Source organism: Methylotenera versatilis 79 (assembly GCF_000384375.1).
GTDB classification, from domain to species: Bacteria; Pseudomonadota; Gammaproteobacteria; order Burkholderiales; family Methylophilaceae; genus Methylotenera_A; species Methylotenera_A versatilis_B.
This window is the reverse complement of record NZ_ARVX01000001.1, coordinates 59,910-85,097: the sequence shown is the minus strand read 5'-3', so window position 1 is coordinate 85,097 and position 25,188 is coordinate 59,910. Positions and strand designations below refer to the sequence as shown.

The 25,188-nt window shown below is 42.0% G+C and carries 25 protein-coding genes; 14 read left to right on the top strand and 11 right to left on the bottom strand.

Annotated features, from left to right (window positions below; translation table 11 throughout):
- Positions 1–5: 5 nt before the first annotated feature.
- Positions 6–1,655 (top strand): DNA repair protein RecN, encoded by a 1,650-nt coding sequence (gene recN / locus METVE_RS0100430; RefSeq protein ID WP_020166469.1) that lies wholly within the window; start codon positions 6–8, stop codon positions 1,653–1,655.
- An 83-nt stretch (positions 1,656–1,738) separates the two neighbouring features.
- Here the strand turns inward: recN and METVE_RS0100425 are convergent, their stop codons facing one another.
- From METVE_RS0100425 to fur, 3 genes are all read right to left on the bottom strand, one after another.
- The gene (locus METVE_RS0100425) at positions 1,739–2,326 is read right to left on the bottom strand and encodes a hypothetical protein (protein WP_232415343.1); all 588 of its coding nucleotides are present in this window, start codon (positions 2,324–2,326) and stop codon (positions 1,739–1,741) included.
- A 158-nt stretch (positions 2,327–2,484) separates the two neighbouring features.
- Positions 2,485–4,044: a M48 family metalloprotease gene (locus tag METVE_RS0100420; RefSeq protein WP_020166467.1), complete on the bottom strand. Its 1,560-nt coding sequence runs from the start codon at positions 4,042–4,044 to the stop codon at positions 2,485–2,487.
- A 157-nt stretch (positions 4,045–4,201) separates the two neighbouring features.
- Positions 4,202–4,627: a ferric iron uptake transcriptional regulator gene (gene fur / locus METVE_RS0100415; RefSeq protein WP_020166466.1), complete on the bottom strand. Its 426-nt coding sequence runs from the start codon at positions 4,625–4,627 to the stop codon at positions 4,202–4,204.
- Positions 4,628–4,722: 95 nt separating this feature from the next.
- Between fur and bamE the strand changes: the two genes are divergently transcribed.
- Entirely contained in the window at positions 4,723–5,769 is a 1,047-nt protein-coding gene (gene bamE / locus METVE_RS0100410; protein WP_020166465.1) for an outer membrane protein assembly factor BamE, read from the top strand.
- 35 nt (positions 5,770–5,804) lie between these two features.
- Positions 5,805–6,611: a 4-hydroxy-tetrahydrodipicolinate reductase gene (gene dapB / locus METVE_RS0100405; protein ID WP_020166464.1), complete on the top strand. Its 807-nt coding sequence runs from the start codon at positions 5,805–5,807 to the stop codon at positions 6,609–6,611.
- Between the two features lie 76 nt (positions 6,612–6,687).
- On the opposite strand, the gene METVE_RS0100400 is transcribed toward dapB, so the two are convergent.
- The 4 genes from METVE_RS0100400 to METVE_RS0100385 all read right to left on the bottom strand — a co-directional run bounded on the left by METVE_RS0100400 (position 6,688) and on the right by METVE_RS0100385 (position 8,512).
- Positions 6,688–7,221, bottom strand: a complete 534-nt coding sequence (locus METVE_RS0100400; RefSeq protein ID WP_020166463.1) for a DVUA0089 family protein — start codon at positions 7,219–7,221, stop codon at positions 6,688–6,690.
- 178 nt (positions 7,222–7,399) lie between these two features.
- Positions 7,400–7,834 carry a GlcG/HbpS family heme-binding protein gene (locus tag METVE_RS0100395; protein WP_020166462.1) on the bottom strand — a complete coding sequence of 145 codons (435 nt, stop codon included), beginning with the start codon at positions 7,832–7,834 and terminating at the stop codon, positions 7,400–7,402.
- 97 nt (positions 7,835–7,931) lie between these two features.
- Positions 7,932–8,108, bottom strand: a complete 177-nt coding sequence (locus METVE_RS12655) for a PLDc N-terminal domain-containing protein (RefSeq protein WP_020166461.1) — start codon at positions 8,106–8,108, stop codon at positions 7,932–7,934.
- 203 nt (positions 8,109–8,311) lie between these two features.
- Entirely contained in the window at positions 8,312–8,512 is a 201-nt protein-coding gene (locus METVE_RS0100385) for a CsbD family protein (protein ID WP_020166460.1), read from the bottom strand.
- Between the two features lie 331 nt (positions 8,513–8,843).
- Between METVE_RS0100385 and carA the strand changes: the two genes are divergently transcribed.
- The 4 genes from carA to METVE_RS0100365 all read left to right on the top strand — a co-directional run bounded on the left by carA (position 8,844) and on the right by METVE_RS0100365 (position 14,336).
- Positions 8,844–9,995: a glutamine-hydrolyzing carbamoyl-phosphate synthase small subunit gene (gene carA, locus METVE_RS0100380; protein WP_020166459.1), complete on the top strand. Its 1,152-nt coding sequence runs from the start codon at positions 8,844–8,846 to the stop codon at positions 9,993–9,995.
- Positions 9,995–13,210 carry a carbamoyl-phosphate synthase large subunit gene (gene carB, locus METVE_RS0100375; RefSeq protein ID WP_020166458.1) on the top strand — a complete coding sequence of 1,072 codons (3,216 nt, stop codon included), beginning with the start codon at positions 9,995–9,997 and terminating at the stop codon, positions 13,208–13,210. The genes carA and carB overlap by 1 nt, the downstream gene beginning before the upstream one ends.
- 135 nt (positions 13,211–13,345) lie before the next feature.
- Positions 13,346–13,828 (top strand): transcription elongation factor GreA, encoded by a 483-nt coding sequence (greA, locus tag METVE_RS0100370; protein WP_020166457.1) that lies wholly within the window; start codon positions 13,346–13,348, stop codon positions 13,826–13,828.
- A 70-nt stretch (positions 13,829–13,898) separates the two neighbouring features.
- A complete protein-coding gene (locus METVE_RS0100365) occupies positions 13,899–14,336 on the top strand; it encodes a DUF4149 domain-containing protein (RefSeq protein ID WP_020166456.1) in 438 nt (145 codons plus the stop codon).
- 30 nt (positions 14,337–14,366) lie between these two features.
- Here the strand turns inward: METVE_RS0100365 and yhbY are convergent, their stop codons facing one another.
- On the bottom strand, positions 14,367–14,675 hold the full coding sequence (gene yhbY / locus METVE_RS0100360; RefSeq protein WP_020166455.1) for a ribosome assembly RNA-binding protein YhbY: 309 nt from the start codon (positions 14,673–14,675) through the stop codon (positions 14,367–14,369).
- A gap of 140 nt (positions 14,676–14,815) precedes the next feature.
- Between yhbY and METVE_RS0100355 the strand changes: the two genes are divergently transcribed.
- The 6 genes from METVE_RS0100355 to METVE_RS0100330 all read left to right on the top strand — a co-directional run bounded on the left by METVE_RS0100355 (position 14,816) and on the right by METVE_RS0100330 (position 20,880).
- On the top strand, positions 14,816–15,442 hold the full coding sequence (locus tag METVE_RS0100355) for an RlmE family RNA methyltransferase (protein ID WP_020166454.1): 627 nt from the start codon (positions 14,816–14,818) through the stop codon (positions 15,440–15,442).
- 123 nt (positions 15,443–15,565) lie between these two features.
- A complete protein-coding gene (gene ftsH, locus METVE_RS0100350) occupies positions 15,566–17,461 on the top strand; it encodes an ATP-dependent zinc metalloprotease FtsH (protein ID WP_020166453.1) in 1,896 nt (631 codons plus the stop codon).
- Between the two features lie 113 nt (positions 17,462–17,574).
- Complete coding sequence (gene folP, locus METVE_RS0100345) at positions 17,575–18,399, top strand: dihydropteroate synthase (RefSeq protein ID WP_020166452.1); 825 nt, start codon at positions 17,575–17,577, stop codon at positions 18,397–18,399.
- Positions 18,400–18,450: 51 nt separating this feature from the next.
- On the top strand, positions 18,451–19,806 hold the full coding sequence (gene glmM, locus METVE_RS0100340) for a phosphoglucosamine mutase (RefSeq protein WP_020166451.1): 1,356 nt from the start codon (positions 18,451–18,453) through the stop codon (positions 19,804–19,806).
- A 15-nt stretch (positions 19,807–19,821) separates the two neighbouring features.
- Positions 19,822–20,187: a VOC family protein gene (locus METVE_RS0100335; protein WP_020166450.1), complete on the top strand. Its 366-nt coding sequence runs from the start codon at positions 19,822–19,824 to the stop codon at positions 20,185–20,187.
- 153 nt (positions 20,188–20,340) lie between these two features.
- Entirely contained in the window at positions 20,341–20,880 is a 540-nt protein-coding gene (locus METVE_RS0100330; protein WP_020166449.1) for a phosphatase PAP2 family protein, read from the top strand.
- Positions 20,881–20,973: 93 nt separating this feature from the next.
- Here METVE_RS0100330 and METVE_RS0100325 read toward each other — a convergent pair whose 3' ends face one another.
- Complete coding sequence (locus METVE_RS0100325; protein ID WP_020166448.1) at positions 20,974–21,888, bottom strand: zinc dependent phospholipase C family protein; 915 nt, start codon at positions 21,886–21,888, stop codon at positions 20,974–20,976.
- A 155-nt stretch (positions 21,889–22,043) separates the two neighbouring features.
- Here METVE_RS0100325 and METVE_RS0100320 point away from each other — a divergent pair, with 155 nt between their 5' ends.
- Positions 22,044–23,246 carry a glycosyltransferase gene (locus tag METVE_RS0100320; RefSeq protein ID WP_020166447.1) on the top strand — a complete coding sequence of 401 codons (1,203 nt, stop codon included), beginning with the start codon at positions 22,044–22,046 and terminating at the stop codon, positions 23,244–23,246.
- 124 nt (positions 23,247–23,370) lie between these two features.
- Here the strand turns inward: METVE_RS0100320 and pstB are convergent, their stop codons facing one another.
- Complete coding sequence (pstB, locus tag METVE_RS0100315) at positions 23,371–24,150, bottom strand: phosphate ABC transporter ATP-binding protein PstB (RefSeq protein WP_020166446.1); 780 nt, start codon at positions 24,148–24,150, stop codon at positions 23,371–23,373.
- 64 nt (positions 24,151–24,214) lie between these two features.
- The gene (gene pstA / locus METVE_RS0100310; RefSeq protein WP_020166445.1) at positions 24,215–25,168 is read right to left on the bottom strand and encodes a phosphate ABC transporter permease PstA; all 954 of its coding nucleotides are present in this window, start codon (positions 25,166–25,168) and stop codon (positions 24,215–24,217) included.
- Positions 25,169–25,188: the final 20 nt, after the last annotated feature.

Below are 25,188 nucleotides of genomic sequence, written 5' to 3'. Positions count from 1 at the left end.
TAACTATGCTACAAGCACTTTCCATTCGCGATTTCATTATTGTAGACACGCTCGATTTAGAGTTTGAAAACGGCTTTACCACGCTAACCGGCGAAACTGGCGCGGGTAAATCCATTTTAATTGATGCGTTATCATTGGCTTTGGGTGCGCGAAATGATGGCTTGATTGCGCGCGCAGGCACAGATAAAGCCGATATTAGCGCGACTTTTTCCATTAATCAAAATATTGCCGCCAAAAATTGGTTAAGTGAAAACGAGATTGAGGCGGATGATTCGCTGATGTTACGGCGCGTGATTTATGCGGATGGACGCAGTCGCGGTTTTATTAATGGGGCATCTGCAACCGTTAATCAGATGAAAGAGTTAGGCGAGTTTTTGGTGGATATTTATAGCCAAAATGCGCATCACTCTTTACTTAAGCCGACTACCCAAAGACAAATTTTGGATGATTTTGCTAGTAGTTCAGCATTAACAAGCCAAGTAGCGAAACAATATAAAACTTGGGCGCAATTAAATAGCCAACGAATAGATGCTGAAAAAAATGCAGCGGCTTATGCCGATGAATTAGCAGAGTTGCGCGACCAAACGCGTGAGTTGAGTCAGCTAAATTTTTCGCTAGAAGATTGGCAGGAAACACAATCAGAACATCATCGTTTAGCTAACGGCGCTAGTTTGCTGGCAGGTTTAGAAGCGTGTATTTCGCTGTTAGATGAAAGCGATGTAAATGCTGCTGGCATGCTTGCCCAAGTGCAACAAAAGTTAGTCGCATTAGTAGAATTTGATAGGCAATTAAAAGAGGCGGCAGATGGTGTTGATTCTGCGCTAATACAACTGGAAGAAGCTAGTCGCGCGTTAAACCGCTATTTACAACGTGCGGAGTTAGATCCTGCAAGGTTGGCTGAAGTGGATAATCGCATTCAAGCCATACATAATATTGCGCGCAAATATCGCAGCAAGCCAGAAGAACTGCCCGATTTGCTAGTGATATGCCAAATGCGCATGACGGAATTAGAAAGCTTTGCCAATGATGGCGCGCTGGCGAAACAAGAGGCGGAAGCGTTAAAAATCTACCAAGATTTAGCTAAGCAATTAAGCCAAAGTCGCCAACAGGCAGCCAAAATATTAAGCCAAAAAATCAGCGCAGAAATGCAACGTTTATCATTAAGTGGCGGCAAATTTGATGTTGCATTAATTGCATGTGAGCCGTCAGTTAACGGTTTAGAAACAGTAGAATTTTTAGTGGCAGGTCATGCAGGCGTTGAGCCGCGACCATTAAATAAAGTGGCTTCTGGCGGCGAATTGTCACGCATCAGTTTAGCGCTACATGTTACAACGGCAAGCCAAGGCAGTGTGCCATGCATGATTTTTGATGAAGTCGATGTAGGTATCGGCGGTGGCGTAGCAGAAGTCGTTGGGCAATTGCTAAAACAATTAGGTGTAGAACGCCAAGTGTTAGTCATTACGCATTTGCCGCAAGTCGCATCGCAAGCCATGCAACATTTGCAAGTGAGCAAAACCCAAGAAAATGGTGCAACTTTAAGCCATATTCAAGCGTTAAATGTAGATGAGCGAGTAGAGGAGATCGCGCGTATGTTGGGAGGTTTGAATATAACCGAAACCACGCGTAGTCATGCAAAAGAGATGCTGGGTGTCTAATAATTTTTGAATTAAGGATCTAGCTAAACCAGTCCAGCTTGAATGATGGGTTAGGATGACAAGTTTCTTGAGACATAAGAAAATCATTTTTTTGTCACAATATTCCTAATTTCTTTGACTGAGTCATCAAGTGTTTTATTAATAAGAGATTTGATGTCAGACTCAGAAGCTCCAGCCCAAAAGTTTCTAGAATTTTGATTAGAGTAATCATTGTTCCCAACTTTTCCAGTTATTCGAATATAAACATTTTTTTTACCGCTCTCTATGCTATAAATGAGCGCTTCTGCTAAAGGCGTAACAGCTACTCCATTAGGCACCTGGGCAGAGGTGGCTTGTAGTCTTGCTTTGTCTATTGATACTGTGGGATCAGTTACAATCACTAGAAAGTCAGTAAGCACAATTTTTTTCCCAGTTAATTCAATGCTTAGATTTTGCTGAAGCATTCCTTTAAGCAATTGCGGCCCTGTTGGGTTTAGTGTGTTATCACCAAAATAAACATTTCTACCGCTAGAATCTGTTTGCTGATAAGAGCTTTTCTGCTTTTCAGAACGCTCATCTGCAAATAAGAAAGAGGCTTCGCTTGCAATGCTGTTTGATGAAAGATTAACAGAAGTTGCGGTTGCGCAACCACTGAGAGTAAAAACTAGAATCATCCAAAAGCGGAATCGCATTTTCATCCTAACGTAAAGTAGACCCCAAATCCGAACTTAATCTTTTATTTGGGTAGGTTGTTAAATTAATAGTGGTTTGCTTAATCATTTTTTAAATCAATTGGTTAAATATTTTTATCGCACCTGTTTTGACTAACGTGAAATGAATGCCCATTATTTCATTTAACCAGTTCGGCAGCCTCAACTACGACCTTATAAAGCTGCACTTCTTGCGCTGTTTTAATCCGCTCACCTACCGCAATTTGATTACGTTTACCTGCTGCAACGCCATTAATAACCATCGGTCTGCTTTGCCCAATCGCGCGACCAGTTTGTGCGTCATACTTCACTACGCGCACTTGCACACGACCGATTGGCACAGAAGTACCATTTTGCACAATCGCGTATAAATTACCTGCATTATCTGCTTGCACGCCGGATTGTATGTATTTAGCTGGATTGCGCGGTAAATCAATGCGCATGGCGCGCTCAGAGGCTTCTTTGCCAATTTCTGAATTTGAGCTGGCGGCCATTTGATAATTTTGTAAGGCTAAATCGGTTTGGCCGCGGCTTTCGGCAATTTGCCCCATTAATGCATATCCTGGCGCGGTGGGTAGTAATTCGTTTGCACGTTTTAAGTAAGGTTCGGCTTCGGTTTTTTTGCCTAAGTTAAATAAAGCAATGCCAGTTTGAATGTGTGGTTTAAAGTAATCGGGCTGCATTTTGATGGCTTTTTCGTAGTAGCCAATTGCTTCTTGCGATTTTTTATCGGTTAAAGCGATATCGCCTAACAGTTCTTGAAAACGTGCTTCGCGCGGTTCTCCTGCAATGGCTTGTTTTGCCAACTTGGTTGCAGTAACGGTATCTTTTTTGGCTAACGCTTTTACACCTTCATCGTAGGCTTTGTAGGCTGCCTCAGTAGCTTTTACCTTAGCGACTTTTTGCGCATAAACTTCTTTGCCTAGATTGCCGCCAGCACCAATTTTGGCTAGCGTTGCTTTGTTGGCATTCACGCGCTCTTGAGATGGTGGGTGGCTGGCAAATAGCCCAGTAATAAAATCACTTTTTTTGTCTGCGCTCAAGCGCACAAACGTTTCTTGTAAAGTGACTGCGGCGGAAGGGTCGTAACCTGCTTTTTTCATATACAACATGCCGTAATAATCAGATTCTGATTCTGCATCGCGACCATATTTACTAGTGGTTAATTGCGCACCAAGCTGTGATGCACCCACAATTAAATTGCCGTAATTACTGTTTTGCGCGCCAATGCCTACTGCAATCATTGCGCCTTGTAATAACATGCCGCGCTCCATGCCTTTTGCGCCGTGGCGTGCGGCCGCATGCACAATCTCATGACCCATAACAGCGGCTAATTCTGCTTCGCTATTTAATTCATATAATAAGCCACGATTAAACGCGATTTTGCCGCCCGGCATTGCCCAGGCATTTGGTACCGAGTCGTTCAACACGACAAACTCATAAGGCAATTCTGGGCGATCAGAAACCGCACCAAGGCGCTTGCCAATATCCTGCACATAGGCGGTTAACTCTGGGTCGATAATGTAATCGCCGCCTTGTGATTGGCGAGCAGGGGAGTAGTTTTCTTTACCAATCGCAATTTCTTTGTCTTCTGAAACAAACTGAAATTCTGTTTTTTTGGTAACCGGGTTCGTGCCGCAAGCGGAAAAATTTAAGCTGATTGCGACTGCAATGATTAGCGAAGAATAATGTTTAAACATGATTGACTCCGATTACGAAGTGATTCAAAAGCTAGCAAGTTAACCATTAACTATGGCAAAGTTTTGGATTTAAATAGGGCAGGCCAAATAACGATTTAAACTAAGCCACCGATTTATTGAGGACTGCCTATTTTTAGGTGTTAATTTTTTAATGTATTTATTTTTTCTTGCCGCAAGGCTGTACAGCGCAAATGCCATAAATCATCAGTGAATGTTCTTGCATTTTAAAACCGCGCGATTCAGCTGCTTCTTGCTGGCGTTTTTCGATTTCGGCATCATAGAATTCTTCTACACGACCACATTTAACACAGACGATATGATCATGATGCGTGCCTTCATTAATCTCAAATACGGCTTTGCCGCTTTCAAAATGATGGCGTGATAACAAACCTGCTTCTTCAAACTGGGTCAATACGCGATAAACCGTTGCTAGCCCAACATCTTCACCTGTAGTGATTAATATTTTATAGACATCTTCTGCCGATAAATGGCGCTCTTTGCTGTTTTCAAACAACTCTAAAATTTTCAAACGTGGCAAGGTTGCTTTTAATCCAGCGTTTTTTAAATCTTTTTGATCATGCATAGTAGGTACTCAATAATAATAGGATGATAATTTGTAGTTTTAGGCTGTTAGCCATCGTGGTATATTAACGCCAATTTAGTAATAAGTCTTTACCCATGCATAAAACCATGCGCAGTTTATTGTTTCCTTTATTCATTGCTTGCAGCACATTGATTGTTGGCTGCGGCTCTAGCGTGCCTGTCATCAGGCCGTTTAAAATGGATATTCAACAAGGTAATGTCGTTACATCCAAAATGCTATTGCAGTTGCGACCTGGTATGACCAAATCGCAAGTGAAATTTATTATGGGCACGCCGCTTGTGATTGATAGTTTTCATACCAATCGCTGGGATTATTTTTACCAGTTGCGTCAAGCTGGTAAAGTGGTTGAACAGCGGCGGGTTATCTTAGACTTTGAAAAAGATGTGCTAGCGCGTGTGCGTGGCGATGTTGTGCCACAGGGAACACCGGGCGCTGACACGGGCGCGGTTGTTTTATCTAAAGAACCAGTACCAGCAGCGGCTAAATCAACAGAAAAAGAAGGCGTTTTTGAGAATCTGAAGTTCTGGAGAAATCGTGAAGCGCCAAAAAATGACGAAACTCTAAAAAATAGTGATACGCAAGCAGTTGAGCCAATTGCTGTACCTGTAACGCCGGAATCAAAACCAGCAGAATCTGTGCCTGCCACAACAGCTCCTGATGCTTCGCCTACTGTTGAGACACCATCTTTATTGGTTGTGCCGATTACAATTGCGCCAAATGAAAACAGTCCAGCTGAAAATGCGCCTGCAGATAATAAACCAGTAGAAAGCGCGCCTGCTGTAGAGCCGCCAGCGGTTAAGTCTAAACCAGTAGAAGCTCAGCCAGCAGAAATTAAGCAGCCAATCATTGCACCTGAGAAAACAGCACCGTCTACTCCAGCGCCTGATTCGTCGACTAAATCCGATGATGAGGTTATTTTTAGGCTGGATAGAAATTTAGATACGAAAGAAGTTGAATCGAATAAAAGCTCGAATAAACCAGTGCAAAATAGCAGTAAAGAGTCAGTTAATAAAGAAACAACAAAACCAGTTAAAAGCCCTAATGCTGCAGAAGAGAAGCCACTTCCCGTTGAGGAAGAGCCTGGTTATTTTGAGAGAATGTTAGAAAAAATTGGTTTTTAAAAGCATATCAAGACTATAAAATATTAAGTATAAAAATGAGTAAAATAAAAATTGTCATTGCTGGCGTAACAGGTCGCATGGGTCATGCACTGTTGGAAGGTGTTTTCGCGGATAACGAACTGCAATTGCACGGCGCAGTAGATCGTGCCGATAGTACACAAATTGGCCGCGATGCAGGTGAGCAATTTGGCAAAAATACTGGCGTAAAAATCACTGGTGATATGGATGCAGCATTAAAAAATGCAGACGTTCTGATCGACTTTACAAGGCCAGAGGCTACTTTGCTGTATCTTGAAGCCTGCAAAAAAGCGCAGGTAAAACACGTGATTGGTACCACAGGATTGACAGTAGAGCAAAAAGCTTTAATTGAAGCTGCTGCAAAAGAAGTCGCCATTGTTTTTGCGCCCAACATGAGTGTTGGTGTGACTTTGTTAATTAACTTGGTTGAGCAAGCCGCAAAAGTGCTGAATGAAGGCTACGATATAGAAGTGGTTGAAATGCATCACCGTTATAAAGTGGATGCGCCCTCAGGCACTGCGTTAAGGTTGGGCGAAGCTGCTGCGCAAGGTTTAGGCAAGGAACTTAAAGATTGCGCTATTTATGCGCGCGAAGGTGTGACTGGTGAGCGCGAAGCGGGCACGATTGGTTTTGCAACTTTACGTGGCGGTGATGTCGTCGGTGATCATACCGTTGTGCTTGCTGGAATAGGCGAGCGCGTGGAGCTGACACACAAAGCCAGCAGTCGCGCTACGTTCGCGCAAGGCGCTTTGCGTGCTGCCAAATATTTAGGGGCTAAATCGACTGGTTTGTACGATATGAGAGATGTGCTGAATTTACGCTAGTTTTAAAGTATATGAATTTAAATAAATAAAGCCGCATAAAATGCGGCTTTATTATTGGTTAATAACTAATGTGTTATTAAACTGATTTACGTCTAAAGCCAGCGAAACCCATTAATGCAGAGCCAAATAACCAAGCTGCTGCTGGAACTGGAACTGCAGAAGGATTTGTGAACTCAGCTACGCCATTGTGTGAACTAATTGTGATTTTAACATCACCGTCATTAATGAAGTTAACGCTGCCGTTATAACCGGAAATTGCTTCAGATAAACTAAAGTCGTAAGTAGAAACAGCAAGAACATAGCTGCCAATATTCAAATTGCGGGAAATAAGTGAGTTGTTATTGAGAAAGCTCACATCGTCGCTAGATTCAATAAAGGTACCTACGCTTGCTGGACTAGCAAATAGATAAATATATGGATCTGTTAAGCTAAGAAATGATTCTACTGCGCTAATATTAAAAAGACCTGCGTCTGTTACTTTAAAATTAACATAAGCTACTGTTTGATTAATTGGCGCGTTATCAATTCTAACTGTTGTGCTAATTGTGTTTGCTTGAGCTGTACCTGCGATTAAAGCGATTGACGCTAATAAATATTTTAATAATTTCATTTTTATTTCCCCTTATTGATATTAGTTGAGCTAATAAATCCGTAAAATTTGACCACGGACTCATCATATTGAACTAACTAATCTAACAAAATAGCCCGAATGGGTATTCTCGGTGTTTTGGAATAGCCCATTCGGGTCATGCGAGGGAATTGGAATAAAATTCTATGTCATTAACACTTTAAGTGCGCCAAGGATGTTTAGGTACATCGCACACGCCAGCTACATCTACACCTGCTTGCGCCACAATATGATCGTTCTCAACCGTATCGCCACTTACGCCAATCGCGCCAACTAACATGCCTTCGTTATCGACGATTGGTAGTCCACCAGGGAATGTAATTAATCCATCATTAGAATGTTCTATGCCGTATAAAGGTGAGCCTGGCACTGAAAGTTTGCCAATTTCGCCAGATGGCATGGCGAAGTAACAGGCTGTTTTTGCTTTTTTAATCGCAATATCGATACTACCTACCCATGCATCATCCATTCGGCTGAAGCTTTTTAAATTGCCGCCTGAATCTAACACGGCGATACACATTTTTACGCCAATTTCTTTAGATTTTTCTACTGCTTTATCAATAATTTGTTGCGCTTGCTCAAAGCTTACATGCATGTGATTTTCCTTAATAAATTTATAACACTGATTTTGAAAGTTCTAAATAGTTAATGACGTAGTAACGTCATTAACACTCATCTTCAAAAGTAGACTTTTATATCTTTTTGCCACCTGGACCAGCAAAGAACCAAACGATTAAGCCTACTACAGGGAAGAATAACACGCCGAGAATCCACAATATTTTTTCTGTACCAGAAGCCGAGCTTTGAATGATTTTGATGATAGCGAATATATCTAATACTAGTATGAGTAAGCCAATGATTGAGGACATGTTGTTTCCCTTTTAATAAATTATTATAAATTTTAATTTAGACATTAACGCTTGAATAAATTGTACTTTGTTGCAAAGCAAAATGCTTAAATTTTTCCAGCATATTACTATTTTACAAACAGCATTTATCACTATTCTTAATGCTTTAAATATAAAAAAGCAGTACAAATATTACATTTGTACTGCTTTGAAATCGCATTCAATTACTTATTTTTGCGTTCCCAGTCAGAAATTTGTTTTTCTGCTTCTTCTTTATTAACGCCATAAGCTTCCTGAATTTTGCCCGCTAGTTGATCGCGCTTGCCTGCGATAATATCTAAATTATCATCAGTCAGTTTGCCCCATTGCTCTTTAACATTACCTTTTAATTGTTTCCAATTACCTTCAACTTGATCCCAATTCATGATTATTCCTTTAGTTTAATTGTTCATTGATAAATAGTCTTTAATTGCGCATGAATAAATGCATTAAATGACATGTGGCTATTTAAAACTCAAATTGCTGCTCCACACATCAGTATTGGGCTTAACTTTATGTCAGAATCGTCTGATAACCACCTATTTTTTGCTGGATTGCTGATGTTGTGAGATAGGAAATTGTGCAGTCTGAACTTGAGGTAAAAGTGAATTGCGACTATAATGTCTTAATTCTGAAAACGGGAAGAGTTTATAAAGCTTTTCCCGTTTTGCACATCTAACAATTGATGTGTACGCATCAAAATAAAGGAGCTTTACGGTGTCAAAAACAATTCCAGCGGTTTTAGTGTTAGCAGATGGGACTGTTTTTAAAGGCATTTCAATTGGCACTTCTGGGCATACAGTCGGCGAAGTGGTATTCAATACCGCGATGACTGGTTATCAAGAAATTCTGACCGACCCTTCTTATAGCAAACAAATCGTTACACTGACTTACCCGCACATTGGCAATACAGGCACAAATGCTGAAGATGTGGAATCTGATCAAGTTTATGCCGCTGGTTTAATCATTCGCGATTTACCGCTTTTAGAATCTAACTTTCGTAGTGCTCAAACATTATCTGAATATTTGGTCGCCAATAATGTACTTGCAATTGCCGATATTGATACGCGTAAGTTAACACGCATTTTGCGTGAAAAAGGCGCGCAAGCTGGCTGTATTTTGGCCGGCGAAAATGCCACTCAAGATATTGAGGTAAAAAAAGCGTTAAGTCTGGCGCAAAGCTTTCCGGGTTTAGCTGGTATGGATTTAGCGAAAGTGGTCAGCTGTAAAAAAGCCTATGAGTTTAGCGATGGCGAGTGGGCTTTGGGTAAAGGTTTTGAAAACCCCGAGAAAACCAAGTTTCATGTCGTCGCTTTTGATTATGGCGTTAAGCAAAATATCTTGCGCATGCTAGTTTCACGCGGTTGCAAAGTCACCGTGCTACCAGCACAAGCTACGGCAGAGGAAGCTTTAAGTTACCAACCAGACGGTATATTCTTATCAAATGGTCCTGGTGATCCTGAGCCTTGCGATTACGCAATCAAAGCGATTAAAACATTGGTGGATACTGGTATTCCAACATTTGGCATTTGTTTGGGCCATCAATTATTGGCTTTAGCCAGCGGCGCTAAAACCATAAAGATGAAATTTGGTCATCATGGTGCGAATCATCCAGTACAAGACGTTGTAACTAAGCGTGTTTACATCACCAGCCAAAACCACGGTTTTGCGGCAGATCCAGCAACATTGCCTTCTAATATTAAAATCACACATATCTCATTATTTGACGGCAGCCTACAAGGTATTGCACGGACAGATAAACCCGCATTTAGCTTTCAAGGTCACCCTGAAGCGAGCCCTGGCCCAACAGAAATGAGTGAGTTATTTGATCAATTTATATCGCTTATGCAGAAAAAGGAAGCAGCGTAATGGCTAAGCGTACCGACATTAAATCCATTCTAATTATTGGCGCGGGCCCAATTGTGATTGGTCAAGCTTGCGAGTTTGACTATTCTGGTGCGCAAGCTTGTAAAGCGTTGCGTGAAGAAGGTTACCGCGTTATTTTGGTTAACTCTAATCCTGCCACGATTATGACTGACCCTGAAATGGCAGATGCTACTTACATTGAGCCGATTACCTGGCGTGTGGTTGAAAAGATTATTGCCAAAGAAAGGCCGGACGTTTTATTGCCAACTATGGGTGGACAAACTGCGCTTAACTGTGCCCTCGATTTAGATAAGCACGGCGTATTGGCTAAGTACAATGTAGAGCTAATTGGTGCTTCAAAAGAGGCGATTGATAAAGCTGAAGATCGTCAAAAATTTAAAGAAGCCATGACCAAGATTGGCTTGGGTTCTGCACGCTCTAGCATCGCTCATTCAATGGAAGAAGCATTGCAAGTGCAGGCCAGTATTGGCTATCCAGCGATTATTCGTCCATCGTTCACCATGGGCGGTAGCGGCGGTGGTATTGCTTATAATCGTGAAGAATTTATCACCATTTGTGAGCGTGGCTTGGATGCATCGCCAACCAAAGAGCTATTGATTGAAGAATCAATGTTGGGTTGGAAAGAGTATGAGATGGAAGTGGTGCGCGACAAAGCGGACAACTGCATCATCATCTGTTCCATTGAAAATTTAGACCCAATGGGTGTGCATACAGGCGACAGTATTACCGTTGCACCAGCGCAAACCTTAACGGATAAAGAGTATCAAATTATGCGTAATGCCAGTTTGGCTGTGCTGCGTGAAATTGGTGTGGATACTGGCGGTTCGAATGTGCAATTTGCCATTAACCCAGTTGATGGGCGCATGATTGTGATTGAGATGAATCCACGCGTATCGCGGTCATCTGCATTAGCGTCAAAAGCCACTGGCTTCCCTATTGCGAAAGTGGCTGCTAAGTTAGCGGTTGGGTTTACGCTGGACGAGCTTAAGAATGATATTACTGGCGGCCAAACGCCAGCTTCGTTTGAGCCGAGTATTGACTATGTTGTGACTAAAATACCGCGGTTTGCTTTTGAAAAATTCCCGCAGGCGGATTCGCGTTTAACCACGCAAATGAAATCCGTAGGCGAAGTGATGGCGATCGGACGTACGTTCCAAGAGTCATTTCAAAAAGCACTGCGCGGGCTTGAAGTCGGCGTAGATGGCTTAGACTCCATCACGACTGACATTGACCGTATTACCAAAGAATTGGGCGAGCCTGGTCCCGAACGCATTTGGTATTTAGGTGATGCATTACGTCAAGGCATGACGATTGCGCAAATTTATGATATATCAAAAATTGACCACTGGTTTTTAGCGCAAATTAAAGACATTATTGACCGCGAAACAGCGTTAAGCGGTCAAAAAATTGCAGATCTAGATCGCGATGCATTGTTCCAATTGAAGCGTCGTGGTTTTTCTGATCGGCGTTTGGCAAAATTGTTAACGACGGATCAACACACCGTTCGCGAATATCGTCAAAATCTGAATATTCGCCCAGTTTATAAACGTGTCGATACTTGCGCGGCGGAATTTGCGACCGATACAGCGTATATGTATTCCAGCTATGAAGAGGAATGCGAAGCGCAGCCAACCAACAAGAAAAAAATCATGGTGTTAGGCGGCGGACCAAACCGTATCGGTCAAGGTATTGAGTTTGATTACTGCTGTGTACATGCGGCATTTGCCATGCGCGAAGATGGGTATGAAACCATCATGGTCAACTGTAATCCAGAAACGGTTTCAACCGATTACGATACGTCAGACCGCTTGTACTTCGAGCCAGTGACATTGGAAGACGTGCTTGAAATCGTACATATTGAAAAACCTGTTGGCGTGATTGTGCAATACGGCGGCCAGACACCGCTTAAGTTAGCACGTGATTTAGAAAAAGCTGGCGTGCCAATTATTGGTACTACGCCAGACGCGATTGACAGAGCCGAAGACCGTGAGCGTTTTCAGCAAATGTTGCATGAGCTAGGTTTAAAACAACCACCAAATCGCACTGCGCGTACGCCAGAAGCAGCATTAATCGCTGCGGTTGAGATTGGTTATCCGTTAGTTGTGCGCCCAAGTTATGTTTTGGGTGGCCGTGCCATGGAAATCGTGCATGAACAAAGTCAGCTAGAACGTTATATGCGTGAAGCGGTGAAAGTTTCTAACGAGTCTCCAGTATTGCTAGATCGCTTTTTAAACGACGCGCTGGAAATCGATGTAGACGCTATTTGTGACGGCGAAGATGTGTTAATAGGTGGCATCATGCAGCACGTTGAGCAAGCTGGTGTGCATTCTGGCGACTCTGCCTGCTCATTGCCGCCTTATAATTTAAGTGAAGAGTTGCAAGATGAATTGCGTGTGCAAACCGTGCAAATGGCCAAAGCATTAGGCGTAAAAGGCTTGATGAATGTGCAATTCGCTATTCAGACAGTGAATCAAGTGAGCACGGTTTATGTGTTAGAAGTGAATCCTAGAGCAAGTAGAACTGTGCCGTTTGTGTCTAAAGCCTGTGGATTGCAACTGGCTAAAATCGCCGCACGTTGTATGGCTGGCCAAAGTTTGAAATCGCAAGGTGTCACAAAAGAAGTGATTCCGCCTTATTTCTCTGTCAAAGAAGCCGTGTTCCCATTTATTAAGTTCCCTGGCGTCGATACTATTTTAGGTCCTGAAATGAAATCGACAGGCGAAGTAATGGGTGTCGGTGCGACTTTTGCGGAAGCCTTTGTTAAAGCGCAATTAGGCGCATCTGAAAAACTACCCAAAGGCGGTCGTGCATTCATTAGCGTGCGTAACGAAGATCACCAAAAAGTGGTCGATATTGCAAAAGATCTAGCGAAATTAGGCTTTACACTTGTAGCGACTAAAGGCACAGCAAAAGCATTAATCGCTCACGGCTTAACCGTTACGCCAGTGAATAAAGTAGCAGAAGGTCGTCCGCATATCGTTGATATGATTAAAAATAGCGAAATCAGCTTTATTGTAAATGTGACGGAAGACAAAAAAGCAGTGGCTGATTCTTACGAGATTCGTCGCAGTGCGTTGCAAAATAAAGTGACTTATTACACAACGCTTGCAGGTGCAAAAGCGGCGTGTATTGGCATGGCGCACATGGAAGAGCTGAATGTCGAATCACTACAAGATTTACATAAAAAACTGGTATAGAAATCTTATACAAGAAAGCTTTAAGCTTGCATAAAAAGCTTATCTAAAATACACTTTAATTTATCGACTACTTAAAACCACGCTCATCTTGGGTGTGGTTTATTTTTTTACCACTATTTAGAATGGTCTTACAGCATGGCATTAAATCAAATTCCCGTCACCGTTAAAGGCGCAGAACAACTCAAAGAAGAACTGTTGCGTTTACGTAGCGTTGATCGTCCTTCAGTGATTCAGGCAATTGCAGAAGCGCGCGCGCAAGGCGATTTATCTGAGAATGCAGAGTACGAAGCTGCCAAAGAAAAACAAAGTTTTATTGAAGGTCGCATTGCTGAGTTGGAGTCAAAACTATCTAATTTATTGGTGATCGACCCTGCGACTTTGCACGCTGAAGGCCGCGTGGTGTTTGGTGCAACTGTCAATATTGAGGATTTAGATTCTGGCGACAATAAAACCTATCAAATCGTCGGCGAAGATGAAGCAGATATTAAAGGCGGCAAAATTTCAGTTGGCTCACCGATAGCGCGTGCATTAATCGGCAAATCGGCAGGTGATGTGGCAGAAGTTTTAGCGCCAGGTGGCATTAAAGAATATGAAGTGCTAGATGTTCTTTATATTTAAGTATTTGTTATCGCTTAATATTAAGAGTTAACACAAATTTTGATACAAAAAATCTAGGATATTTAAACTAATGTTATTTCGGCTAAATCTGATTGTTGTCACATTGTGGGTTGGTGCATTGTGGATGACAGGTCTAAGCGCTTATGCATTATTCGATCATTTGCAAGACAAGCGCTTGGCAGGCAATATAGCTGGTCAATTGTTTACTATTGTCAGTTATATTGGCATGGCTAGCGCAACTTACTTATTGATTCAACGCCTGCTAGATTATGGCACTGCCACATTAAAACAAAGTTTTTTCTGGGCAGTGTTCGCCATGTTGCTTTTAGTATTAGCTGGACATTTCGGCATTCAACCTTTGCTGGCGCAACTCAAACATGCTGCCTTGCCGAATGATGTGATGCAAAGCGTTTTTGCTAGCCGCTTTAAAAACTGGCATGGTGTAGCCAGTGTGGCCTATTTGTTAGAATGCTTATTAGGTTTTGTTGTAGTGTTAAAAGTCAGGTAATAAGTAAGCAAGTTTTACAGACTTTTAGCATTATAGTTTTGGAATGATAACTTTAGCTTTTTCTTTTACGGTATTGCTTGCTCTATAAAATACCAACTGTTTACCAATATGATGTACTGGCGTTGCGTTAGTTTTTGTGAAAATTTCTGTGTACAAAGCCTTTCGCGCATCACGGTCATCGCCCGCCACTTGCACTTTAATCAATTCGTGCGCATTTAAGTTAAGCTCAATTTCTTTTAAAACGCTTTCAGTCAGGCCGTTATTGCCTATCATGACAACAGGGTTTAAGCTGTGTGCTAAGCCGCGTAAATGCGCAATTTGTTTGGTGCTAAGTTTCATTTGTTAACCTTTTAAATAATGCGTTATTTTATCATGAACAGCCGTTATTGATTTGAAAGCCATTTTACTTTGAAATTTTCCCATCCCAATAAAAAACGCTTATTTTGTAAGCGGTTATATAACGTGAAATACATTAAATTTTGAAACCTACCAGAACCAGTAAAGCTTGGATGCAAGAGCATCTGAATGACGAATTTGTTAAGCGTGCCCAAAAAGAAGGCTATCGCGCGCGCGCTGCTTATAAGTTAATTGAAATTGATGATAAAGATAAATTAATCAAACCAGGCATGACAGTGGTCGATTTAGGATCAACACCTGGAAGTTGGTCGCAAGTGGTGGTACAGCGCTTAAAAGGCCAAGGCAATGTAATTGCATTAGATATTTTAGAGATGCAAGCGATTCCTGGTGTGACTTTCATACAGGGCGATTTTCGGGAAGATGCGGTATTAAAAGAACTTGAAAATACCCTAAATGGTAAAAAAGTAGACCTTGTAATTGCAGATATGGCACCCAATATAAGTGGTATTAAAGATGTTGACTTGGCGGGCTCGGCGTATTTAACCGAGTTGGCCTTAGCGTTTAGCTCGGTATGGCTGAAACCAGACGGACATTTTTTAGTCAAAGTTTTTATAGGCGCAGGTTTTGAAGAGATTGTAAAAATGATGCGATCACAATTTGGCAAAGTAGTTACCCGCAAGCCAAAAGCGTCGCGCGATCGTAGCAGTGAAGTGTATTTGCTCGGTCTGAATAAAAAAGCCCTTGAATAAAAAGGGTTAAGTCTTCATATATGCAGCGTAGTGTTAATAAATTAACAGTGCACACAGTTGAAATAGTTTAAAATAAGTAAGTCACTTATGACTTAAATTCCCCAATTTTTAAGGAATGGGCACGTGAATAATATCGCAAAAAGTATCGCAATTTGGCTAGCCGTAGCGCTTGTACTAATGATGGTGTTCAATCAATTTGGCGCATCTAGCAAGGCAGATAGCCAAATGGTTTACTCACAATTCATGCAAGAGGTGAAAAATGGTCGTATTGCCAAAGTGCAAATTGACGGTCGTGTTGTGCATGGAAAAACGCAGGATGGTAAAGACTTTAGCACTTATGCCCCAAATGACTTATGGATGGTGAACGACTTATTAAAATATAACGTTGTGGTTGAAGCCAAACCAGAGCAACAACGCTCAGTCTTGCTAGAACTTTTCATGTCATGGTTCCCAATGATTTTACTCATTGGCGTATGGATTTTCTTTATGCGTCAAATGCAAGGTGGCGGCAAGGGTGGCGGACCATTTTCGTTCGGTAAGAGTAAAGCACGTCAATTAGACGAAAGCTCAAATCAAACGACTTTTGCCGATGTGGCTGGTTGCGATGAAGCCAAAGAAGAAGTCACTGAATTGGTCGACTTCTTAAAAGAACCAACTAAATTTCAAAAATTAGGTGGTCGTATTCCACGTGGCGTCTTACTTGTTGGCCCTCCTGGTACAGGTAAAACCTTGCTTGCGCGCGCTATTGCGGGCGAAGCAAAAGTGCCATTCTTCTCAATCTCTGGTTCAGACTTTGTGGAAATGTTTGTCGGTGTGGGTGCAGCGCGTGTACGTGATATGTTTGAAACCGCTAAGAAAAACTCACCTTGCATTATCTTTATTGATGAGATTGATGCGGTAGGTCGTAGCCGTGGCGCGGGTACTGGCGGTGGTAACGATGAGCGTGAACAGACATTGAACCAATTATTAGTTGAGATGGATGGTTTTGAGGCGAGTTCTGGCGTGATTATTATTGCTGCAACTAACCGTGCAGATGTTTTAGATAAAGCTTTGTTACGTCCAGGTCGTTTTGACCGTCAAGTAATGGTTGGCTTGCCAGATATTAAAGGTCGCGAACAGATTTTACTTGTTCACATGAGAAAAGTGCCAATTGATCCTGATGTAAAAGCGGACATTTTGGCACGCGGCACGCCAGGTTTTAGTGGTGCAGACTTAGCCAACTTGGTAAATGAAGCTGCTTTATTTGCGGCACGTCGTAGCAAACGCACAGTGGATATGGAAGATTTTGAAGATGCTAAAGACAAAATCTACATGGGTCCTGAACGTAAATCGATGGTGATGCGTGAAGAGGAGCGTCGTAATACTGCGTATCATGAAAGTGGTCATGCAGTAGTAGCGAAGTTGTTACCTAAAGCTGACCCTGTGCATAAAGTAACGATTATGCCGCGTGGTTGGGCGCTTGGATTAACATGGCAGTTGCCTGAGTTTGATCGCATCAGTAACTATAAAGACAAGATGCTGGAAGAAATTTCGATTCTGTTTGGTGGTCGTATTGCTGAAGAAATCTTTATGCATCAAATGAGTACTGGCGCATCGAATGACTTTGAACGTGCGACTAAATTAGCGCGTGATATGGTAACTAAATACGGTATGAGTGATGCACTTGGCACGATGGTTTATGCTGGTAGTGAGCAGGATTCATTTTTTGGCAATATGAGTTCTAAAACGGTGAGTGAAGCGACACAGCAAAAAGTGGACGCTGAAATCCGCCGTATTTTGGATGAGCAATATGGTATCGCGCGCAAGTTATTAGAAGATAATCGCGATAAAGTAGAAGCGATGACTGCTGCGTTGATGGAGTTCGAAACCATTGATGCGGATCAAATCAATGACATTATGGCGAGTCTGCCAGTGCGTGCGCCTAAACCGCGTCAGCCAAAAGTAAAGCCAACTGATAGCGGTGGATCTTCTGGCACCACAGTAACGCCAGCGCCGCAACCTGCAGCAAAAAGTGAGTAAAATTAACGAGTTAAGTCTGCGTTAATACTCAAACATAAGTGGTGTTAAAATAAGGGTTGGATTCGTTCCAGCCCTTTTTTATTGTGTCTAACTTTGCAACACTTAAGTAAATAATGATTTTTAATTGTGGAAAATTTCAACTCAATCTCAATCGCCCACATGTGATGGGTATTGTGAATGTGACGCCTGATTCATTTTCGGATGGTGGAAAATTTACGCAGACGCATTTGGCCATTGAGCATGCATTAATGTTGATAGAGGAAGGCGCAGATGTTCTGGATATTGGCGGTGAATCCACCCGCCCAAATGCAACGCCAGTGAGTTTGCAAGAAGAGTTAGGCCGCGTGATTCCAGTGATTGAGGGGCTTGTAAGCCAAGTTAACGTTCCAATTTCTATCGATACTTATAAGCCACAAGTGATGCAAGCAGCGATTGCTGCTGGTGCAAGTATTGTGAACGATATACGTGCATTACAAGAAAATGATGCTTTGAATATTGTTGCAGCTTCTGATGTTGGCGTGTGTCTAATGCATATGCAAGGCACGCCACAGACCATGCAAATTAATCCGCAATATAACGATGTTGTGAGTGAAGTAAAAGCCTTTTTGCAACAACGGCTACTTGTGTGTGAAATGGCAGGCATTGCAAAAGACCGCATTTTGCTGGACCCTGGCTTTGGCTTTGGTAAAACGCGCGCGCATAATATTACGTTAATCCAGCATCTGGCTAGTTTTTCATCATTAGGGCAGCCCTTATTGGTAGGGCTGTCACGTAAATCTGTATTAGGACAAGTGACAGGGTACGATGTCGATGCGCGACTGTATGCCAGCGTGGCGGCATCGGTTATATCAGCAATGGTTGGTGCTAAAATAATGCGCGTACACGATGTTAAAGCGACTGTAGAAGCATTGAAAATAGTCAGCGCGATTCAGCAATAATCACAGAATTTCAATCAATTTAAAACTGCAACAACGATAAGAGTAAATAATATGAGTAAACAATATTTCGGCACTGATGGGATTCGTGGAAAAGTGGGCGAACACCCGATTACGCCTGATTTTGTGATGCGTTTAGGTTATGCAGCTGGTCGCGTATTGGCTGTTCGGGCAGGTGATTTGGCAAAAGGTGCGCGCCCTGCCGTGTTAATCGGCAAGGACACGCGCATTTCTGGCTATATGTTAGAAGCCGCTTTAGAAGCGGGTTTATCGGCGGCTGGCGTTGATGTATTGTTAACAGGTCCAATGCCCACGCCAGCTGTGGCTTATCTAACTCGCGCTTTACGTGCGCAGGCTGGCATTGTCATTTCCGCCTCGCATAATCCTTATTACGACAACGGCATTAAATTTTTCTCTAGTCTTGGTGCCAAATTGCCAGATGAGATTGAGCATGCTATCGAGGCCGAACTTGAAAATCCTATGCAAATAATGGAGTCGGCAAAGCTAGGAAAAGCACGTCGCATTGATGATGCGACGGGGCGTTATATTGAGTTTTGCAAAAGCACTTTTCCTAATCAATTAGATTTACGTGGCTTAAAAATCGTGCTGGATTGCGCGCATGGCGCAACTTACCACGTGGCACCACCTGTTTTTCATGAGCTGGGTGCAGAAGTGATTGCAATCGGCAATAAACCAGATGGTTTGAATATCAATGAGCAAGTTGGCTCAACCCATCCGCAAGCTTTGCAAAAAGCCGTGTTAGAGAATAAAGCCGATTTAGGCATCGCTTTTGATGGCGATGGCGACCGCGTGATGATGGTAGATAACCTTGGCAATTTGCTGGATGGCGACCAACTTTTGTATATTATTGCGCTGGGTTTGTATGCCAAAGGTAAGCTAAAAGGTGGCGTTGCCGGCACGTTAATGACTAATTTAGCGCTGGAACATGCGCTAAAAAAACACCAAATACCCTTTGCACGTGCCAACGTGGGAGACCGTTATGTGTTGGAATTGCTGAACCAGAAAAACTGGAAATTAGGCGGTGAAAATTCTGGTCATATTTTAACGTTGGATAAACATAGCAGTGGTGATGCAATTATTGCTGCCTTACAAGTGCTGCAAGCACTGGCTGAAAGTGGCAAAACACTGGCAGAAATGGGCGCGAGTTTAACTTTATATCCGCAAGTGTTGATCAATGTGACGACTAAAGAAAAGCTGGATTTACAGCATGTTGATATTCAACATGCCGTTAAAACAGCTGAAACAAAACTGAATGGCACAGGTCGCGTATTGTTGCGCGCTTCTGGCACTGAACCAAAAATTCGCGTGATGGTAGAAGGACAAGACGCTGCTTTGGTGCAAAAACTGGCTGAAGACATTGCAGTAGTTGTTAAAAAAGCTGCAGAATAAAATAAGAGCATAAAAATGAATTTAAACGCCGTTGAGATTAAAGCTTTTGTGCCTGCAAAAGACTACGCATTGTCCAAACAGTTTTATCAAGATATTGGTTTTGTCATGGCGTCCGAGGGCGGAGGCGTCGCCTATTTTCATCATCAAAATGTGAGTTTTTTATTGCAAGATTTTTATGTAAAAGAATTTGCTGATAACTTGATGATGCATTTGCTGGTGGAAGATGTTGAGGCATGGTGGAACAAAATACAAAACGCCAATATTGCCAAAAAATATAGCGTTAATATTGGTGCAATTGAGCAACAGCCATGGCGTATGCGCGATTTTGTAATAATCGACCCTAGCGGTGTGCTTTGGCGAATTGGGCAAAATACCGATTGAACTTAACACATAATTTAACCTAATATTAAAAACAATATTATTATTTAATAATTTAAATCAATAGGTTACGTCAAAAAAACTTCATTTAACTGACATTAATCATTCACATTATCCTGACACACTGCCAGCATCAATAAGTGTAAGGAGAGTGAAATGTCAAATAAAATGCGCTTACAGTTATACCTTAGCCGTATGCATGCGCTAGATAGCGAATTGTGCGTGACAGTGAGTCATACTAATCAATATCGTTTGATTCGCGATTGGTTTAGGTTAATCAGCCGTTTGGGCGATGGTGTATTTTGGTATGGCCTAATGCTGGCGATTATCGTCACGCAGCAAGCCGACGGCATTAAACCTGTTTTGCATATGCTGGCCGCTGGCTTAACTGGCACGCTGATTTATAAATGGTTAAAGCAAAAAACCCACAGACCACGTCCTTTTCAGGTGCGACAAGATGTTTGGGTGGTCGGCAAGCCGCTAGATCATTTTAGTTTCCCCTCTGGCCACACCTTGCATGCCGTCGCATTCAGTATGGTGGCGATGCATTACTATCCACCGTTGGCCATTATATTAGTGCCGTTTATGTTAATGGTTGCGATGTCACGCGTGATTTTAGGGCTGCATTATCCGAGTGATGTGCTGGCGGGCGCAAGTATCGGTTACCTTATCGCTCAGCTATATTTAATGCTATAGATTTAAAGTTTAGTCTAATTTTTGAAGTAAATTTTTAGTTAAGTTGAATTTGATTTAACTGTATTTTGGATTTAACAGTAATTTAAGCACAACTTAATCAGCCACAACGTTATAAAAATGAATCGGCGTTGCTAAACGTTTGGTTAAATCTGTTAAACATTTCTCCCGCCAAACAATCATCTCGGCGGCATTCAAATGCTTTAGTTCTGGCTCCCACATTGGCCGATTGCCTTGAACGGATTGGTCAAAATGCGTTAATGCATTTTTAGTCTTAACCAAATAATATTCCAAATTTTTCACAAATCGTTTATCTTTAAAATTGATTAAGGCCAATACCGCAGATGATAATCGACTTTTTCTTAAGACATAATCTGCCCAAGCTAATCGCTTTAAGTGCACAGATGCTTGTGCAGAAAAATATGCTGGTGAATATTTAAAATCAATGTCGTCATTAAAAAAACACGGTGCTACAAACGCGCTTAACTCATCTATATGCAAACGTATTAACTGATTCGGCGTGTATTCAATATGTTTGGCAATGTGTGCATCCATCGCCCATTCTGAAGCGATATGCGTAATCAGCGTGTTATTCAACCAAGGTATGCGTTTCCATTTTGCCTCAAATGCAGGCACAAAGTGATTATGCGCGACCACATCAACAAATAGGTGGCTGGTGTAACCCACCGCAATTGCTATCTCTTGTTCTGAATGCGCATTTTCTATCATCCATTCGGCTTTTTGCCATTGATGCGTGGTGTGAAAATGTTTTGAAATAATCGCAAGGTCCGGCAAACAAGCGCCAGCCAAAACCAGTGTGGGGAATTTTTTAATCGCTTGTTGAATCTTTGGATCTAGCAAAGGGCTTGCCATCAACAGCCATTGTGCAAAATAAATATGCGTATATAAGCCCCAAGCGTTGGCATCTATTGAAAAGAGACTAAGCGGTAAACACCATAAAAAATTACGGGGGAAATGACGGGAAAAATGACGAAGTAAACGCTTTTTCATGCCCGCCACTTTGTCATCACTGCATGAATTTCACATGACAGCGCCATGATAATTGCGTGACACATTCATATTAAAAGTGTGGCTAAGACTTTGATATATTCATTAATCTGTCACAAACAAAAGTTAGTATAAATAAAACTTTTATGGTTAAGTGAATGAATATATTACTGATTTCAGATGTTTATTTCCCACGCGTCAACGGCGTTTCCACTTCAATTCGAACGTTTACTCAGCAATTACAAGCTCTAGGTCACCACGTACATCTTATTGCGCCAGATTATGGCGTAACCACTGAGGATGAAGCGTGGATCACGCGCGTGCCCGCACGTTCTATCTATTTTGATCCTGAAGATAAGTTGATGAAATATAACGAAGTGCTGCGTATCGCACCTTCGCTAAAAGCAAAGCGTTTTGATGTGATTCATATTCATACGCCATTTGTTGCGCATTATGCGGGTTTTAAATTATCCAAGCTGCTGCAAATTCCAGTATTGGAAACCTACCATACTTTTTTTGAAGATTATTTACATCATTATTTGCCATGGATTCCACAATTCGCAGCACGTGGTTTGGCGCGATTAATCTCTAAAAAGCAGTGTAATCAAGTAGATGCGATTGTTGCACCATCACAACCGATGTTAGATGTGTTGCGTACTTACGGCATCGATACATTGGCAGAAGTGATTGCGACAGGCTTGCAACCGAGCAGCTTTAGCGCTGCAGATGGAAATGCGTTTAAACAGAAGCATGGCATAGCGCCAGAGCGCCCGATGATTTTATATGTCGGTCGTGTAGCGCATGAAAAAAACATTGGATTTTTATTAGTAGTCGCTAAATTATTAAGCGATGTAATGCCTGATGTGTTGTTGGTGATTGCTGGCGAAGGTCCCGCTTTGCCTAGTTTGCGCGCATTGGTTAAAGCACATCATATTGAAAAAAATGTGCAATTTATTGGCTATCTAGATCGTGCGACAGAATTGAATAGCTGCTATAAATCGGCTGATGTATTCGTGTTTGCTTCAAAAAGTGAAACGCAAGGGTTGGTGATTTTAGAAGCGATGGCACAAGGCACGCCTGTTGTAGCGATTGCAGAACTGGGCACAGCTTCTATTTTGATAGAAGGACAGGGCGCGCTGATTTCAACTGAAAATGAATCTGAATTCGTGCAAAAAGTGCATAGCCTGTTAATTAACCCACAACGTCGCCAGCAATTAAGCGAATCTGCACGTCATTATGCGCAACAAAAATGGTCTGCTGCTACGCAAGCAGAACGCATGATTAAATATTATATGGTGATTGCCGGCATGCAAAATAGCGTTTTAAATAAGCCAGCAGTATTGAATACACAACAGAGTTAACACTCAAAATTGCTCAATATTTATTGGTTAATAAGTTGAATTTGAGTGAATAAAAAGTTAGCAACAAAAAAGCCAGCAATGCTGGCTTTTTTGTTTAGCTTAAAATATTGAGCTAAATAAAGTGTTAACCAAATTTACCCGTAATGTAATCTTCGGTTTCTTTGCGCGTCGGACGGGTGAAAATCATATCGGTATCGCCATATTCAATCAATTCGCCTAAGTACATATACGCGGTGTAATCTGACACGCGCGCCGCTTGTTGCATATTGTGTGTAACAACTAATATCGTTAATTTATTGCGCAATTCGCTCATCAACTCTTCAATATTGGCGGTAGCGATTGGGTCAAGTGCAGAAGTCGGTTCATCAAACAACATGATTTCTGGATCTGTCGCCAATGCGCGCGCGATACACAGACGTTGTTGCTGACCGCCAGATAAGTTGAAAGCTAAATCGTGCAAACGGTCTTTTACTTCGTTCCACAATGCACCGCCTTTTAACGCTTCCTCTACTTTGTCATCGACCATACGCTTATTTTTTTCGCCACGTACGCGCAAGCCGTAAGCCACATTCTCGTAAATAGATTTAGGAAAAGGATTCGGCTTTTGAAACACCATGCTAATGCGCATGCGCACTTCGATTGGATCTACACCCGGCTCCAAAATGTTGGTGTTATCCGGCTGCATGACGATTTGACCTTGGTATTTATTGCCAGGATACAGATCGTGCATGCGGTTAAAACAGCGTAAGAATGTAGATTTACCACAGCCTGATGGACCAATTAATGCGGTGATTTTATTTTCGTACAAAGGCATATTCACACTTTTTAAAGCTTGCATGCCGTTGCTGTAAAAAAAGTTTAAATCACGCGACTCTGCTTTAATTGCGGTTGTTACATTGGCCATAAATTTTTCCCGAAAATACCTTTAATTTTTTAAATCTTTTTATTTCTAAAATTGGTTCTATTGATTACCACTTAATGTTTTTACGAATCTTGTAGCGTAAATAAATAGCTGTGCCGTTCATCAGTAAGGTGACGATAATAATAATGGCGCCAGTTGCTGCGGCATTGATATGGAATGCGTGATCTGGGCGCGATAGCCAATTGAACATTTGAATCGGCAAGACGGTAAAGCCAGAAGTTAACCAATCGAAATTGATAAAAGGCGGCGTTTCAGTTATGGGTGAGGGCGGCAAAAACGCAATAAATGTGAGTGCGCCAATCGTAATTACAGGTGCTGTTTCGCCCAATGCGCGCGCCATACCGATAATCACGCCAGTTAAAATACCACCTTGTGAGTATTTTAAAACATGGTCTTTGACCACTTGCCATTTGGTGGCGCCAACCGCATAAGCGGCTTCGCGTATCGCCACAGGAATCGCTCGGATGGATTCACGTGTAGAAACGATGACGATAGGTAAAATCAGTAAACCCAGCGTTAGACCTGCGGTTAAAATACTTTGGCCTAAACCTAAACCATAAACGAATAATCCCAGCGCTAATAAGCCGTAAACAATAGAAGGCACGCCAGCTAAGTTTGAAACGTTGATTTCGATTAAATCTGAAAGCCAACCTTTTTTTGCATATTCTTCTAAATACAAACCAGCTGCAACGCCCATTGGCACTGCGGTTAAAAAGGTGACTGTCATCACTAATAGTGAGCCGACCCAAGCAGATAACAAACCCGCGCGCGCGGCACGGCGAGAAGGAAAGTTGGTCAAAAAATCGATATTAAAACGGCCGTATCCATCGACGATTAAATCGATAAACAGCGTACATAAAGTCAGCAAGCCAATCATCAATGCGATTAAGCCGATGATGGAAAACAAAATATCATTACGTTTGTGGCGCCGAATCATCGCACGCACGCTATCCAAGTTATCCAGCACACTGATCTGCGTTTTTTTAGCTAATTCATTCATAGTAATTAATGGCTGCTTTA